This is a genomic window from Brucella sp. GW823-FHT04E01 (assembly GCF_058796175.1).
Window position 1 is genome coordinate 511,439 of the sequence record NZ_JBXAIK010000003.1, and the last position, 13,108, is coordinate 524,546.

Here is a 13,108-nt window from a genome sequence, read left to right on the forward strand (position 1 = left end):
GCCTCACTCACGAATAATGCACGCGCTTCTCAACGAAGCGGAACTGGAACGCTGTCAAGGCAATCACGATTGCCATCAAAATAACTGACTGTGCCGAGGAAGAACCCAGATTCAGATTGACGAAGCCATCGTTGTAAACCTTGTAGACCAGCGTTTCGGTGGCTTTGGCAGGCCCGCCGCCGGTCACGGCATGGATGATGCCGAACGTGTCGAAGAAGGCGTAAACCGTATTCACGACCAGCAAGAAGAAGGAGGTCGGTGCAAGAAGTGGAAATACGATAGACCAGAATCGCCGCGCGCCGCGCGCGCCATCAATGGCTGCTGCTTCGATCAACGATTTAGGAATTGCTTGTAAGCCTGCGACAAAGAACAGGAAATTATAGGAAATCTGCTTCCAGGCCGCGGCAACGACGACGAGGCCCATAGCCTGATTGCCGTCAAGCAGCGGATCCCATGCAATGCCATTACGGCGCAGAATATATGCAAAAGTACCCATTGCAGGATTGAACATGAAGAGCCACAACATGCCGGCTACGGCTGGAGCTACGGCATAAGGCCAGATCAGGAGCGTACGATAAAATGTCTTGCCACGAATGACGCGATCTGCCGCCGTTGCAAGCAACAATGCTGCGCCCATGGCAAGCAGCGCGGTCAGAACATTAAAGACAATCGTTACTCTGAATGAATGTAGATAGTTCGGGTCGGCCAGAACGGTTGTGAAGTTCGCAAGGCCTACAAAAGTAGACTTCAGCCCGAATGCGTCTTCGCGCATGAAAGACTGATAAATTGCCTGACTGGCTGGCCAGAAGAAAAACACCACAGTCAGAACGATCTGCGGGGCCAGCAGGAAGTAGGGCAAGATTTTATTTGGAAAGGTAACTTTCTGCACGGGGAGCTTCCTCGTGGGTGACAAGGCCGCCCACCACAAGGGCAGGCGGCGTTGTGTTTATGTGATCAATTATTGAGCTGCGGCTATCGCGTCGTTGGCGCGTTTGACAGCGTTTTCAAGTGCAGTTTTCGCATCCTGCTTGCCGCCGAGCATTGCTTCGAACTCTTCGTTCAGAATATCGCGCACCTGCGGCAAGTTGACGAGACGCACGCCCTTCGAATTTTCGGTCGGTGCCTTGCCCATCATCTGCAGGATAGGCGTTTCGCGGCCCGGATTCTTTTCATAGAAATCCGACTTCTTGGTTTCCTCGTATGCCGCCAGTGTTACAGGCAGATAGCCGGATTTTTCGTGCAGCTTGACCTGAATTTTGGTTTGCGAGAGGAAGTTGAAGAATTCTGCGACGCCCTTGTATTGTTCGTCGCTAAGGCCTGCGAAGACCCACAGAGATGCACCGCCAGGGATCGTATTCTGCGGACCGTGACCTTCGTAGTAAGGCAGCTGGCCGATGCCGTAATTGATACCCGACTTAACAACATCGCCGAGGCCGCCGGAGGATTCGGTCAGCATTGCGCACTCACCAGAGGTGAAAAGCTGCTTGGCTTCCGATGTGCGGCCGCCGTAGCGGAACGTACCGTCGTTCGCGAGATCGGCAATCGACTGGAAGTGCTGAATGTAAAGCGGTGAGTTGATTTCGAGCTTCACATCGGTGCCGCCGAGACCGTTTTCATTCGTGCCATAAGGAACGTTGTTCCAAGCCGCGAAGTTTTCGGTCTGAATCCAGGTCAGCCATGTGGAAGTGAAACCGCACGGTGCCGCACCGCTGGATTTGATCTTCTTGGCAGCTTCGAAAACTTCAGGCCAGGTTTTCGGCGGATTGTTTTCGTCGAGACCAGCCTTCTTGAAGGCATCCTTATTGTAATAGAGGATTGGTGACGAGGAGTTGTACGGAAAGGACAACATGGTGCCGTCTGGCTTCGAATAGTAAGCGACGATGCCAGGCAGATACTGCGACTTGTCGAATTTGAAGCCACCCTTTTCCAGAACTTCGGCAGCTGGAACCATTGCGCCTTCGGCTGCCATCATAACGCCACTACCGGCGTCGAAGACCTGAAGGATCGCGGGGGGCTGCTTGGAACGGAACGCGGCAATGCCGGCATTCAGCGTTTCGGGATAAGTTCCCTTGTAGACAGGAACAATCTTGTATTCGCTCTGGATTTCGTTGAACTCCTTCGAGAGTTCATTGACCATTTCGTTGTTGGCACCGGTCATGCCGTGCCACCATGCCAGCTCCGTCTGGGCAAATGCCTGAGAACTGATGGTGAGGGCGAGGGCGCTTGTCAGCGCCGAAGTCGTGATCAGACGGATAAGCATGTTTCCTCCTCGAGTGTGAGATTGCGTGAACATTTGAGTTCCTTGGTGATGGTCTCAAAGTTCCGACATCTGCAATATTTTCATTGCACCTATATGAATGCAATTTTTGCCAAAGGATCAACCTTCGATTCTTCCAATGGCAGAATAAATCCGAAAACGATAGCGATCCAAATGAAAAAAAACGAAAGGCAAGTGATAATCGTGGGGAGAACATGTGTATAATTAATGGGTTGGGAACGCCACGTAATGCCATTTCCGCATGATGACTGCTGGTTCACCGTTCAACGGATTGACCAATGTGCAAGACTGAACTGATATATGCCTTTCGAATCTGACCGGCGGTTTTATTGAGTTTTGTCTTCAACCGGATCGGACATTGCCCAACTTGCTGACAGGTGAAGTTATGCCGAGTGACGATCGCAGGAAAAGCCGCGTTACGCTGCTGGATGTGGCACGCCATGCCAACGTATCGCGCGCGACGGCTTCCCTTGTCATCCGCAAAAGCCCGTTGGTGGGAACAGTAACGCGCGAAAAAGTAGAAAAAGCCCTTCAGGAGTTGGGCTATGTCTACAATATGGGGGCTGCTAGCCTCCGGGTAGAGAGATCTAATACGGTTGGCGTCATCGTGCCCACCCTTGGCAACCCGTTTTACGGCGAATTGCTTTCAGGAATAGACAGTGTTGTGGGTGAAGCAGGGCTGGTCGTTCTTCTCGCCAATAGTCACGAGAACTTCACCAATCAGAGTACCCTTATGCAGCGTATGCGTGAGCATGGTGTTGATGGCGTGATCGTTTCGCCAACAGCGGAAACAGCACCGGAGTTCGTCGAGCAGCTTGCCGACTGGGGCTTGCCTATTGTGCAGGTGTTGCGTCATGTCACCGATCGTGTCGATTACGCAGGCGTTGATTACGCGGGTGGTATGCGGCAGGCGGTCAATCATCTGGCTACACTTGGGCACAGGACAATCGCATTCGCTGTGCACGGGCCGATTCATTCCGCTTACCGCGAACGTGTCGAAGGTTTTCGCGAGGCAATGCAACAACAAGGGCTCGATCCTGAGATGATTGTCCGCTTTCCGCAGACGATGCCGGATATCGCTAAAGCGGCTCCGCTTCTCTTTCAGGACGGCCGGGAGCCGACAGCTGCAATCTGCTTCAATGACGTGATTGCGCTAGGCCTTTCGGCAGGGCTTTATGATTGCGGGAGAATGGTTGGTGGGGATTTTTCGTTGATCGGCTTCGACGATGTAAGCGATGCTGAAGCGACCCGCCCCCGGTTGAGTTCCGTGTCAACCCGACCTGTTACAGTTGGTGAGAATGCCGCTGGATTGCTTCTTTCCCGTTTGGCAAACCCGGAAAAACAGGCGCAGCGGATCATCAGTGAAACATATTTGCGAGTTCGACAGTCCTGTGGACCGGTGAGAGCCTCTGCTATCTAATCCCAATTAATGATTGACGTATGAGGCAAAACGCATTTAGATCGATCTAAATTATTGATGCCGGGAGGAGAAATCGGCACAATTGCGTACCGGGAGGTTCAGCATTGTATAATTTCAACTTCGCGCCTGTTTTCGCGGCGATGGATAAGTTGCTTGTCGGCGCGTGGCAGACAATTGAATTGTCTTGCGCGGCGATGGTGCTCGGCCTGATTGTTTCGATAGTCTGCGCGCTTGGGAAGACGTCTGGACCAAAGCCAGTACGCTTAATCATTGATGCCTATATCGAAATTATCCGCAACACGCCGTTTCTGGTGCAGATTTTCTTCATCTTCTTTGGATTGCCTTCTGCTGGTTTGCGATTGTCGCCCAACAGTGCAGCGCTTCTTGCGCTGGTGGTGAACTTCGGCGCTTACGGTACCGAGATTATTCGTGCCGGCATTGAATCCATTCATAAAGGTCAGGTGGAAGCAGGAACCGCACTCGGTCTCTCAAAGCTGCAAGTGTTCCGTTATGTGATCATGAAACCAGCTTTGCGGACGGTTTATCCGTCACTCACCAGCCAATTTATCTATCTGATGCTGACTTCGAGTGTGGTCTCCGTAATTTCCGCAAACGAACTTGCAGCGGCGGGTAACGATCTACAGTCGGCGACCTTCGCGAGTTTTGAGGTCTATATTGTTATCACGCTCATGTATCTCGTCATGTCCATCGGTTTCTCGGCCATTTTTTCAGTGATCGAGAAGGTGGCTTTTAAATACCCGTTGAGCCGATAGGAGCGGGCCATGATCAGACCTTTCGGCTGGAACGAATTTCTCATTATCGTCTATGCAGCGCAGTGGACCATTGCTCTTTCGGCTATTGCCTTTGTCGGCGGTGGCATCGGAGGGCTGCTTGTCGCGCTGATGCGTGTTTCGGACGCTCGCGCCCCACGTTACATCGCACTCGGCTTTATCAGACTGTTTCAGGGTACACCGCTTCTGATGCAGCTCTTCCTGGTGTTCTTCGGCCTTAATATTTTCGGTCTGGGTATCAACCCCTGGATTGCTGCGACGATTGCGCTGACATTGCATGCAAGCGCTTTTCTCGGGGAGATTTGGCGCGGCTGTATTGATGCAGTGCCCCCCGGCCAACGTGAAGCGGCGACGGCATTGGGGCTGCGCTACTACAATCGCATGCGCTATGTGATCCTGCCACAAGCCGCACGCATTTCGGTTGCGCCGACAGTGGGCTTTCTCGTGCAGCTCATCAAAGGCACTTCGCTTGCCGCGATCATCGGATTTACAGAACTGACGCGACAGGGACAGATCATCAACAACGCGACGTTCAGCCCGTTCATGGTGTTTGGCACGGTAGCGGCTGTCTATTTTGTCCTATGCTGGCCGCTATCGATTTTGGCACGCCGCATGGAAACGAGGTTTTCTCGCGCTACAGCTCGGTAATTGGGGGCTTAGGGGGAACGATCAGCATTTTCGACCGAATGTAAACCAACATGGCGTCAGGAAATGCGTTGAAAATAACGAAACGGTGCCGGTGAGGAGACTGGTACTTAATAGGGAAGGGATAAACATGACTATTACCAGACGTTTGGCAATGGCCCTGATTGGTGCGGGTGCCCTTGCAACGGCGTTGGCACCTGCTGCATTCGCTCAGACCGTTGACGACATCAAGTCCGCTGGAAAAATCAAGATCGGTATGCTGGTCGACTTTCCGCCATTTGGCATCATGAACACCAGCAATGAACCGGACGGGTATGACGCCGATGTCGCAAAGTTGCTGGCGAAGGAGCTGGGCGTCGACGCACAGATCGTGCCAGTCACCGGTCCAAACCGTATTCCTTATCTGCAGAGCGGACAGGTGGACGTTCTGGTTGCCTCGCTGGGCATCACCGAGGAACGGGCAAAGAGCGTTGATTTCTCGCAGCCTTATGCTGGTATTTCGATTGGCGTATTCGGACCGAAGGACACCGTTGTTACAAAGCCGGAGGATCTTTCTGGCAAATCGATCGGTGTCGCTCGTGCTTCGACACAGGACACGGCAGTAACCAAGGTAGCGCCGCAGGACGCCAACATCCGTCGTTTCGATGATGATGCGAGCGCAGTGCAAGCCCTGCTTTCGGGACAGGTTGAGTTGATCGGGCTCTCCAATGTAGTGGCTGCCGAAATCGAAAAAGCTGCTCCGGGCCGCTACGATCAGAAAATCCAGCTCAGCCAGCAAGTACAGGGTATCGCTGTTCGCAAGGGGGCGACGGAAATGCTCGAATTCGTCAACAAGTTCATCGAAAAGGCGAAGAGCGACGGTGAACTGAACAAGATTCATGAAAAGTGGCTCGGTGCGCCACTACCGGATTTTGTCTCTCAGGCAAAGTAAGCTCTCGAATTCCGTCATGCCCGTCCATCCGACGGGCATGACGATCCAGTCCACGAAAGTGAGTTTCTCGACATGAACCAGATGGCTCAGGGAAAAGCGAACCGGTTGCCGCAGGATGCTTCAGATCCTGCAGTGCTCATGCAGGGAGTAAACAAGTGGTACGGCACTTATCATGCTCTCAGAGATATTGATCTGAATGTCGCTCGCGGTGAACGCATTGTTATTTGCGGCCCGTCTGGCTCGGGGAAGTCGACCCTCATCCGTTGTATCAATCAGCTGGAGACCATTCAGAAAGGCCGCATCATTGTAGACGGCCACGATCTGACGGCAGGTGGAAAGAATGTGGATATCGTCCGGCAGGAAACCGGCATGGTTTTCCAGCAGTTCAACTTGTTTCCGCATATGACGGTTCTTGAGAACTGTACTCTGGCTCCGATGAAAGTGCGCGGTGTTTCGAAAACTGAAGCTGAGAAGACAGCGCGCAAATACCTCGAGCGTGTCCGCATTCCTGAACAGGCGGATAAATATCCGGCCCAGCTGTCGGGTGGCCAGCAACAGCGTGTGGCGATTGCCCGTGCGCTATGCATGAATCCCAAGATCATGCTTTTTGATGAGCCGACTTCTGCACTCGATCCTGAAATGGTCAAGGAAGTTCTGGACACCATGATCGATCTCGCCAAGGAAGGCATGACCATGCTCTGCGTTACCCATGAAATGGGTTTCGCGCGGCAGGTGGCAGATCGCGTTATCTTCATGGATCAAGGACAAATTCTTGAAATGGCGGAGCCGGAGGAATTTTTCGGCAATCCGAAGCATGAGCGCACGAAGGCATTTATCGGTCAGATTTCCTGAGCGCCTCTAGTAGTTTAGTAATGGAGTTTGAAGTGACGAACGAAGTTCTGCTTATCGAGCCGATGATGCCGTTGATCGAAGAGCGATTGGACGCAGCTTACAAGGTTCTTCGTCTATACAAGCCGGAAGACACGACGGCGATTGACGCGGCACTTGGCACCATTCGTGCTGTTGTTACTGGTGGCGGAACGGGGCTTTCCAATGATTGGATGGAGCGTCTGCCATCGCTTGGCCTCATCGCCATCAACGGTGTTGGGACGGACAAGGTCGATCTTGCTTTTGCGCGGGATCGCGATGTGCATGTCAGCACCACGCCTGGCGTTTTGACCGATGATGTTGCCGACACAGGCATTGCTCTCATGCTGGCGGTTATGCGCCATGTTGTTCAGGGTGACCAATTCGTGCGGGAAGGCAAATGGGAGCGCCGTGAAGCATTTCCTCTTGGCGTTAGTCCCAAGGGGAAGCGGGTTGGCGTCCTGGGCCTTGGCCAGATAGGAAAGTCGTTTGCACGACGTGCAGAAGCATTCGGCATGGAAGTGCACTATTGGAACCGCTCTCCTGTCGCGGGCACAAACTGGATTGCCCATGCGACGCCCGTGGAACTAGCGCAGCAGAGCGACGTACTCGCAGTGTGCGTCGCGGCTAATCCGTCGACGGCGAATATTGTGAACGCGGATGTGCTAGCAGCGCTTGGAAGCAGGGGGTATTTGGTCAATGTGGCCCGCGGCAGCGTCGTCGACGAAGATGCGCTTCTGGCTGCTTTGAATAACGGAACTATAGCCGGCGCCGGTCTTGATGTTTTCGTCAACGAACCGACGATCAGGGAGGATTTTCTGTCCGCACCAAACACCGTGCTGATGCCGCATCAAGGCAGCGCAACGGTTGAAACACGTGTCGGAATGGGTGAGCTCGTACTCGCCAATCTTGCCGCTTATTTTTCCGGCGATGTCCCACCCACCAAAGTAAACTGAGTTATTCCCATGATTGTCAGGCAGGCCTTTTTTGAAGGCGCTATCCATGCTGGGCGCGAGGATGCGTTCAAAGCTTATGTCGCGGATATTCTTATGCCGATGTGGCTTGAATTTCCGGGCATCAGGGAAGTCCGAGTTCTTTATGCTGTCGAACGCGACGAAGGTGCGCCAGCCTATCCGATGGTGCTGTGGACCAAGTATGACAGTAGGGAAGCATTGGCCAAAGCGCTTGCTTCACGTGTGCGATATGAAAGCCGAGAGGCAACGAAGGGGCTTCTGGAAATGTTCGACGGGCATATCCACCATCATGTTTTCGATCTCACCCTACGAGGGTGAGATCGTTTCTATTTTTCCCTTAAGCACCCCATGTCCGCTCAAGCACATTGATCCAGTTTCCATGAGCCAGTTTGACGATGGAAGCATCGTCATAACCGTGCTTGCGGAAGGCGTCTATGACGAGCTGGAGATCACCGACATCGCGAAGCGTGGAAGAAATCGTGGTGCCGTCAAAATCGGAACCCAGCGCCAGATGGTCGATCCCGATGCGATTGACAATGTAATCAGCATGGCGAACGAGTTCGCTCAGATCCGTATTCGGATCGCGTTTTCCATCTTCACGCAGGAATGAAACGCCAAAGTTAAGCCCGACGAGACCGCCAGTATCGCGAACGGCATCCAGCTGCTTGTCGGTCAGGTTGCGGCTTTGCTGGCAAAGCGCGTGCGCATTTGAATGCGAAGCCACGAGCGGCGCAGCGGAAATTGCCGCTATGTCCCAGAAGCCTTTCTCGTTCATGTGGGAAAGGTCGACCATGACTTTGAGTTCATTGCAGGCGCGAATGAGCGCTTTGCCATGATCAGTGAGGCCCGGGCCGATGTCAGGTGACGCCGGAAACCGGAACGGGATGCCATGGGCAAAAATATTCGGACGGCTCCAGACAGGCCCAAGCGTTCTGAGGCCTGCCTCATGCAATACATAAAGGGCATCAAGGTCTTCGCTGAAAGCCTCCACACCTTCGATATGATAGACAGAAGCAAAAATGCCGTTGGCAAAGGCATCACGAATATCGGCTGCAGTTTTGCAAATACGGACCTTGCCTTCTGACGCCCGTTCGATTTTCAGAAGAATTGCCGACATGGCGAGCGTTGCCTTCATCGCATCGGTCTGGCTCGGCGTCGCCAGATTGCCATTAGTGTCGAGTTCTCGTGAAGGCGAGGGCACATATACTGCGCACAAGCCGCCGCCGAGCCCACCCTTCTGCGCACGTGGAAGGTCGATATGGCCGACATTTTCTCCTTCAAGAAAACGCTTTTCAGGCGAGGAAGCATGCGATGACCACAGGCGCAACAGCACATCGTTGTGACCATCGAAAACGGGTATCTTCTGTTCTGTCGCCATGGGGAAGCCTTTTCAAAATCAAGTTTGGTATTTGAGAGGGGTGATGGACCCAAGCGAGAAGAATTGCAAATGCGATTTCGGTCACTTGATATGACGGCCCTGCATGAAGGGCGATTCTTTCTTGCAGAAGCTCTTCTTTAGTTTGCCCTCATGCAAACTCTGCATAGGGAATGCAAAATTCTGCATTGGCCCCTGCCTCCGCTGACGTGATAGCGGGAAGCTGGAAAAATATATCCAGAGATAGAACGCTGTCGATAAGCGCCCGATGTCAGGGAGCCATTCAGAAAGCGTTGCAAGAGGAGCTCTCAATGATTTCAAGACGCGGTTTTCTGGCAGGTGCGGCTGCCGTTCCTTTCCTGTCCTATGCGAGCATTTTGCCTGCCATTGGAGCCGGGCGTCAGGATATTCTGGTTGTGGCCCAGCAGCTCGACAATATGACCAGTCTTGATCCGCATGAGAGCTTCGAAGCTGTCGGCAGCGAAGTCTGCAACAACATGTACCAGCGTCTGGTACATCCAAGCCTTTCCAATCCGGACCAGGTGGAAGGCGGCGTTGCTGTTTCCTGGGAAGCCGACGCTGATGGGAAGGTCTTCATCTTCAAGATCGATCCGAATGCAAAATTTGCAAGCGGCGCGCAGATCACGGCTGAAGATGCTGCTTTCTCGCTGCAGCGTGCGATCAAGATGAACAAGGGCCCGGCTTTCATCATTGGCCAGTTCGGTTTCACGCCAGAGAATGCAGAAAAGAACATCGTAGCGACCGATCCGTCGACATTGTCTCTGACGGTCGAGCAGTCGACATCGCTGCCGTTCCTGCTGTATTGCCTGTCGGCAAGCGTTGCCAGCATTGTGGAAAAGAAGACCGTTCTGGAAAATGCATCCGGTGACGATCTCGGTAACGGCTGGCTTCAGAAGAACAGCGCCGGTTCGGGCGAATGGGTTCTCGTTTCCTGGAAGCCGAGCGAAAGCATCATCCTGAACGTTAATCCACATGGCGCATACAAGGGCAATGTGAAGCGCATCCTTCTGCGTCACGTCGCGGACCCGTCTTCGCAGCTCTTGATGCTTCAGAAGGGTGATGTCGATATTGCCCGCAATCTGACGTCCGAGCAGTTGCGTGTTCTTCAGGGCAATGGTGATTTCGAGCTCGTCACCAAGGCAATCGCGGGCATTGGCCTGATGTCTCTCAATCAGAAGATTGAAAAGCTCACTAATCCGAAGCTCTGGCAAGCGATCAAGTGGGCCGTCGACTATCAGGGCATCCAGAAGAATATCGTTCCGCTGACGCACAAGGTGCACCAGACCATCATCCCGGAAGGTTTCCCCGGTGCAGTTAACGAAACACCGTTCCAGAAGGATTTGGAAAAGGCGAAGGGCCTGATGCAGGAAGCTGGTCTTGCCGATGGTTTTACCATCAAGATGGATCATTATTCTGCTCAGCCTTGGCCGGATATCGCACAGGCCATTCAGGCGAACCTCGCCGAAATTGGAATCAAGGTCGAACTTCTGGCCGCCGAGAACCGTCAGGTTCTCACCAAAATGCGTGCTCGCGAGCACGAAATTGCGCTGACCGCTTGGGGCTCAGACTACTTCGATCCGAACACCAATGCCGACGTCTTCTGTAACAATCCGGATAATTCGGATAATGCGGCTACCAAGCCTTTCGCTTGGCGCTCGTCCTATCAGAACGAGGAGTTCGCGAAGAAGTCGATTGCAGCCCGCGATGAACGCGATTCAGCAAAGCGCATCGAACTCTATGAGAATCTGCAGCGCGAATTCATGAACGATAGTCCGTTTATCGTGATGCTTCAGACTGTTACCACAGCCGCCTGCCGCAAGGATGTTACCGGAATGCGTCTCGGCGTCTTGTCCGATTCTCATTCCTATGCAGGGATCGCCAAGGCGTGAAGAAAAGCCTCAAGAACCTGACCGGTATCCTGAGCAGCGTGTTAATCACGCTGTTCGGGCTTATGGTCATTACCTTCATGATCGGCCGCGTCATGCCGGTTGATCCTGTTATTGCTGCGGTGGGCGACAATGCGCCAGAGGCTGTTATCCAGCGCGTCCGCGCGGAGATGGGGCTCGATCAGCCACTTGTAATCCAGTTCGTGCATTATGTCGGGCAGGTCCTGCACGGCGATTTCGGCAACTCTATTCTGACCCGTAATCCGGTGACACAGGATATCGCCCGTTATTTTCCCGCGACATTGGAACTGGCAACGGCTGCGCTTCTTGTTGCTGCTCTTATCGGTATTCCGCTGGGGGTGTGGGCTGCTGTCCGGCAGGGTTCCATCGTCGACCAGACGATCCGCGTGATCTGTCTTGCAGGGCACTCTGTTCCCGTTTTCATGCTGGCTCTGATATCGCTTCTCGTCTTCTATGCAACGCTCGATATAGCGCCCGGTCCGGGACGACAGGACATCATTTATGAGGGCATGATCCCGCATGTTACCGGCTTGCTCACGATCGATACTCTTATTGAGGGCGACTGGGACGCGTTCCGGGATGCCGTCTATCACATGATTCAGCCGGTTCTGATCCTCGCCTACTTCAGCATGGCGTATATCACGCGTATGACCCGCGCTTTCATGCTTGACGCGCTCAAGGGTGAGTTCGTGATTACGGCACGTGCGAAAGGCTTGTCGCTGACCTCGGTCATCTGGAAACATGCTTTCCCGACCGTTGCCGTGCAGCTCGTGACAGTTCTAGCGCTCACCTATGCAGGTCTGCTGGAAGGTGCTGTCGTGACCGAGACGGTCTTCAGCTGGCCGGGTTTGGGGCAGTATCTGACCGTGTCGCTGATGAATGCCGATATGAATCCGGTGGTGGGCGCTACGTTGCTCATCGGTATCATCTATGTCGGACTCAATCTGCTCGCCGATATTCTCTATAAAGTTCTGGATCCGCGTGTCCGATGATTTTTGCCAATTTTCATAACTGGGCGCTAGATGACTCGCCTGCTTCTCGTTCTCAGGCTAACTGGGGCAGGCGCTACCGCATTTGGGTGAACCTTCGGGCCAATCCGCTCGCGATGATTGGTCTCTTTATCATTGTCGCTTTCGTCGTTCTGTCGTTGGCCGCACCATTGCTGACGCCATATGATCCGAGTGTTCAAGATCTAGGCAACCGTCTATCTGCTCCCACTGCCGCGCATTTGTTCGGGACTGATGAGCTAGGCCGCGATATCCTGTCGCGCATTCTTTACGGTGGCCGCGTAACCCTTGGAATGGTTATCGCTGTTGTCGTTCTCGTTGCGCCGATCGGGCTCTTTATCGGTTGTATTGCCGGCTATTTCGGCGGGATTGTTGACACTGCGTTGATGCGCGTCACTGATGTCTTTCTTGCGTTTCCTCGGCTGATCCTGGCGCTGGCCTTCGTGGCTGCGCTGAAGCCAGGTGTTGAAAGTGCCGTGCTTGCAATCGCATTGACTGCGTGGCCACCCTATGCGCGTCTGGCGCGCGCGGAAACCATGACTTTGCGCAAGAGCGATTTCATTGCAGCCGCCAAGCTGACCGGTGCATCGCCATTCCGCATCATTTTGCGTCACATCATGCCGCTTTGTGTGCCGAGCGTCATTGTGCGCATTACGCTCGACATGAGCTCGATCATCATCACCGCAGCAAGCCTTGGCTTCCTCGGAATGGGTGCACAGCCGCCATCGCCCGAATGGGGTGCGATGATCGCCACTGCTAAGCGCTTCATTTTCGAACAATGGTGGGTTGCCACCATCCCCGGCATCGCGATCTTCCTTGTATCGCTCGCCTTCAATTTCCTCGGCGATGGTCTGCGTGACGTGCTCGATCCGAAGCAGAATTGAGAGAACAG

At 53.6% G+C, this 13,108-nt stretch carries 13 protein-coding genes; 10 read left to right on the plus strand and 3 right to left on the minus strand.

Annotated elements, in window-relative coordinates; translation table 11 throughout:
- Window positions 1-7: 7 nt before the first annotated feature.
- Window positions 8-889 (minus strand): sn-glycerol-3-phosphate ABC transporter permease UgpA, encoded by an 882-nt coding sequence (gene ugpA / locus AC1RHM_RS12805; protein WP_010658938.1) that lies wholly within the window; start codon window positions 887-889, stop codon window positions 8-10.
- Between the two features lie 69 nt (window positions 890-958).
- The gene (gene ugpB / locus AC1RHM_RS12810) at window positions 959-2,260 is read right to left on the minus strand and encodes a sn-glycerol-3-phosphate ABC transporter substrate-binding protein UgpB (RefSeq protein WP_010658937.1); all 1,302 of its coding nucleotides are present in this window, start codon (window positions 2,258-2,260) and stop codon (window positions 959-961) included.
- Window positions 2,261-2,663: 403 nt separating this feature from the next.
- Here ugpB and AC1RHM_RS12815 point away from each other — a divergent pair, with 403 nt between their 5' ends.
- The 7 genes from AC1RHM_RS12815 (at window position 2,664) to AC1RHM_RS12845 (ending at window position 8,224) form a co-directional block, all read left to right on the plus strand.
- Complete coding sequence (locus AC1RHM_RS12815; RefSeq protein WP_029375978.1) at window positions 2,664-3,698, plus strand: LacI family DNA-binding transcriptional regulator; 1,035 nt, start codon at window positions 2,664-2,666, stop codon at window positions 3,696-3,698.
- Between the two features lie 104 nt (window positions 3,699-3,802).
- On the plus strand, window positions 3,803-4,471 hold the full coding sequence (locus AC1RHM_RS12820) for an amino acid ABC transporter permease (RefSeq protein ID WP_010658935.1): 669 nt from the start codon (window positions 3,803-3,805) through the stop codon (window positions 4,469-4,471).
- A gap of 9 nt (window positions 4,472-4,480) precedes the next feature.
- Window positions 4,481-5,137 carry an amino acid ABC transporter permease gene (locus AC1RHM_RS12825; protein WP_010658934.1) on the plus strand — a complete coding sequence of 219 codons (657 nt, stop codon included), beginning with the start codon at window positions 4,481-4,483 and terminating at the stop codon, window positions 5,135-5,137.
- A 127-nt stretch (window positions 5,138-5,264) separates the two neighbouring features.
- Window positions 5,265-6,065 (plus strand): transporter substrate-binding domain-containing protein, encoded by an 801-nt coding sequence (locus AC1RHM_RS12830; RefSeq protein ID WP_010658933.1) that lies wholly within the window; start codon window positions 5,265-5,267, stop codon window positions 6,063-6,065.
- Window positions 6,066-6,137: 72 nt separating this feature from the next.
- Window positions 6,138-6,917 (plus strand): amino acid ABC transporter ATP-binding protein, encoded by a 780-nt coding sequence (locus AC1RHM_RS12835; protein ID WP_029375977.1) that lies wholly within the window; start codon window positions 6,138-6,140, stop codon window positions 6,915-6,917.
- Between the two features lie 20 nt (window positions 6,918-6,937).
- Window positions 6,938-7,888 carry a 2-hydroxyacid dehydrogenase gene (locus AC1RHM_RS12840; RefSeq protein WP_010658931.1) on the plus strand — a complete coding sequence of 317 codons (951 nt, stop codon included), beginning with the start codon at window positions 6,938-6,940 and terminating at the stop codon, window positions 7,886-7,888.
- A 9-nt stretch (window positions 7,889-7,897) separates the two neighbouring features.
- Entirely contained in the window at window positions 7,898-8,224 is a 327-nt protein-coding gene (locus AC1RHM_RS12845; RefSeq protein ID WP_010658930.1) for a hypothetical protein, read from the plus strand.
- 19 nt (window positions 8,225-8,243) lie between these two features.
- Here AC1RHM_RS12845 and AC1RHM_RS12850 read toward each other — a convergent pair whose 3' ends face one another.
- Complete coding sequence (locus AC1RHM_RS12850) at window positions 8,244-9,284, minus strand: dipeptidase (RefSeq protein ID WP_010658929.1); 1,041 nt, start codon at window positions 9,282-9,284, stop codon at window positions 8,244-8,246.
- A gap of 308 nt (window positions 9,285-9,592) precedes the next feature.
- Between AC1RHM_RS12850 and AC1RHM_RS12855 the strand changes: the two genes are divergently transcribed.
- The 3 genes from AC1RHM_RS12855 to nikC are packed head-to-tail and all read left to right on the plus strand — an operon-like array spanning window position 9,593 to window position 13,100.
- Window positions 9,593-11,191 (plus strand): ABC transporter substrate-binding protein, encoded by a 1,599-nt coding sequence (locus AC1RHM_RS12855; protein WP_010658928.1) that lies wholly within the window; start codon window positions 9,593-9,595, stop codon window positions 11,189-11,191.
- A complete protein-coding gene (locus tag AC1RHM_RS12860) occupies window positions 11,188-12,201 on the plus strand; it encodes an ABC transporter permease (RefSeq protein ID WP_010658927.1) in 1,014 nt (337 codons plus the stop codon). Before AC1RHM_RS12855 ends, AC1RHM_RS12860 begins: the two co-directional genes overlap by 4 nt.
- Window positions 12,198-13,100 carry a nickel transporter permease gene (gene nikC / locus AC1RHM_RS12865; protein ID WP_010658926.1) on the plus strand — a complete coding sequence of 301 codons (903 nt, stop codon included), beginning with the start codon at window positions 12,198-12,200 and terminating at the stop codon, window positions 13,098-13,100. Before AC1RHM_RS12860 ends, nikC begins: the two co-directional genes overlap by 4 nt.
- The last annotated feature ends 8 nt before the right edge of the window (window positions 13,101-13,108 follow it).

Bases quoted from the DNA above. Each gene is read 5' to 3' on its own strand.
- ugpB (WP_010658937.1), bottom strand. From the start codon at position 2,260: ATGCTTATCCGTCTGATCACGACTTCGGCGCTGACAAGCGCCCTCGCC.
- AC1RHM_RS12815 (WP_029375978.1), top strand. From the start codon at position 2,664: ATGCCGAGTGACGATCGCAGGAAAAGCCGCGTTACGCTGCTGGATGTG.
- AC1RHM_RS12855 (WP_010658928.1), top strand. From the start codon at position 9,593: ATGATTTCAAGACGCGGTTTTCTGGCAGGTGCGGCTGCCGTTCCTTTC.
- AC1RHM_RS12835 (WP_029375977.1), top strand. From the start codon at position 6,138: ATGAACCAGATGGCTCAGGGAAAAGCGAACCGGTTGCCGCAGGATGCT.
- AC1RHM_RS12850 (WP_010658929.1), bottom strand. From the start codon at position 9,284: ATGGCGACAGAACAGAAGATACCCGTTTTCGATGGTCACAACGATGTG.
- AC1RHM_RS12845 (WP_010658930.1), top strand. From the start codon at position 7,898: ATGATTGTCAGGCAGGCCTTTTTTGAAGGCGCTATCCATGCTGGGCGC.
- AC1RHM_RS12830 (WP_010658933.1), top strand. From the start codon at position 5,265: ATGACTATTACCAGACGTTTGGCAATGGCCCTGATTGGTGCGGGTGCC.
- AC1RHM_RS12825 (WP_010658934.1), top strand. From the start codon at position 4,481: ATGATCAGACCTTTCGGCTGGAACGAATTTCTCATTATCGTCTATGCA.
- nikC (WP_010658926.1), top strand. From the start codon at position 12,198: ATGATTTTTGCCAATTTTCATAACTGGGCGCTAGATGACTCGCCTGCT.
- AC1RHM_RS12840 (WP_010658931.1), top strand. From the start codon at position 6,938: ATGGAGTTTGAAGTGACGAACGAAGTTCTGCTTATCGAGCCGATGATG.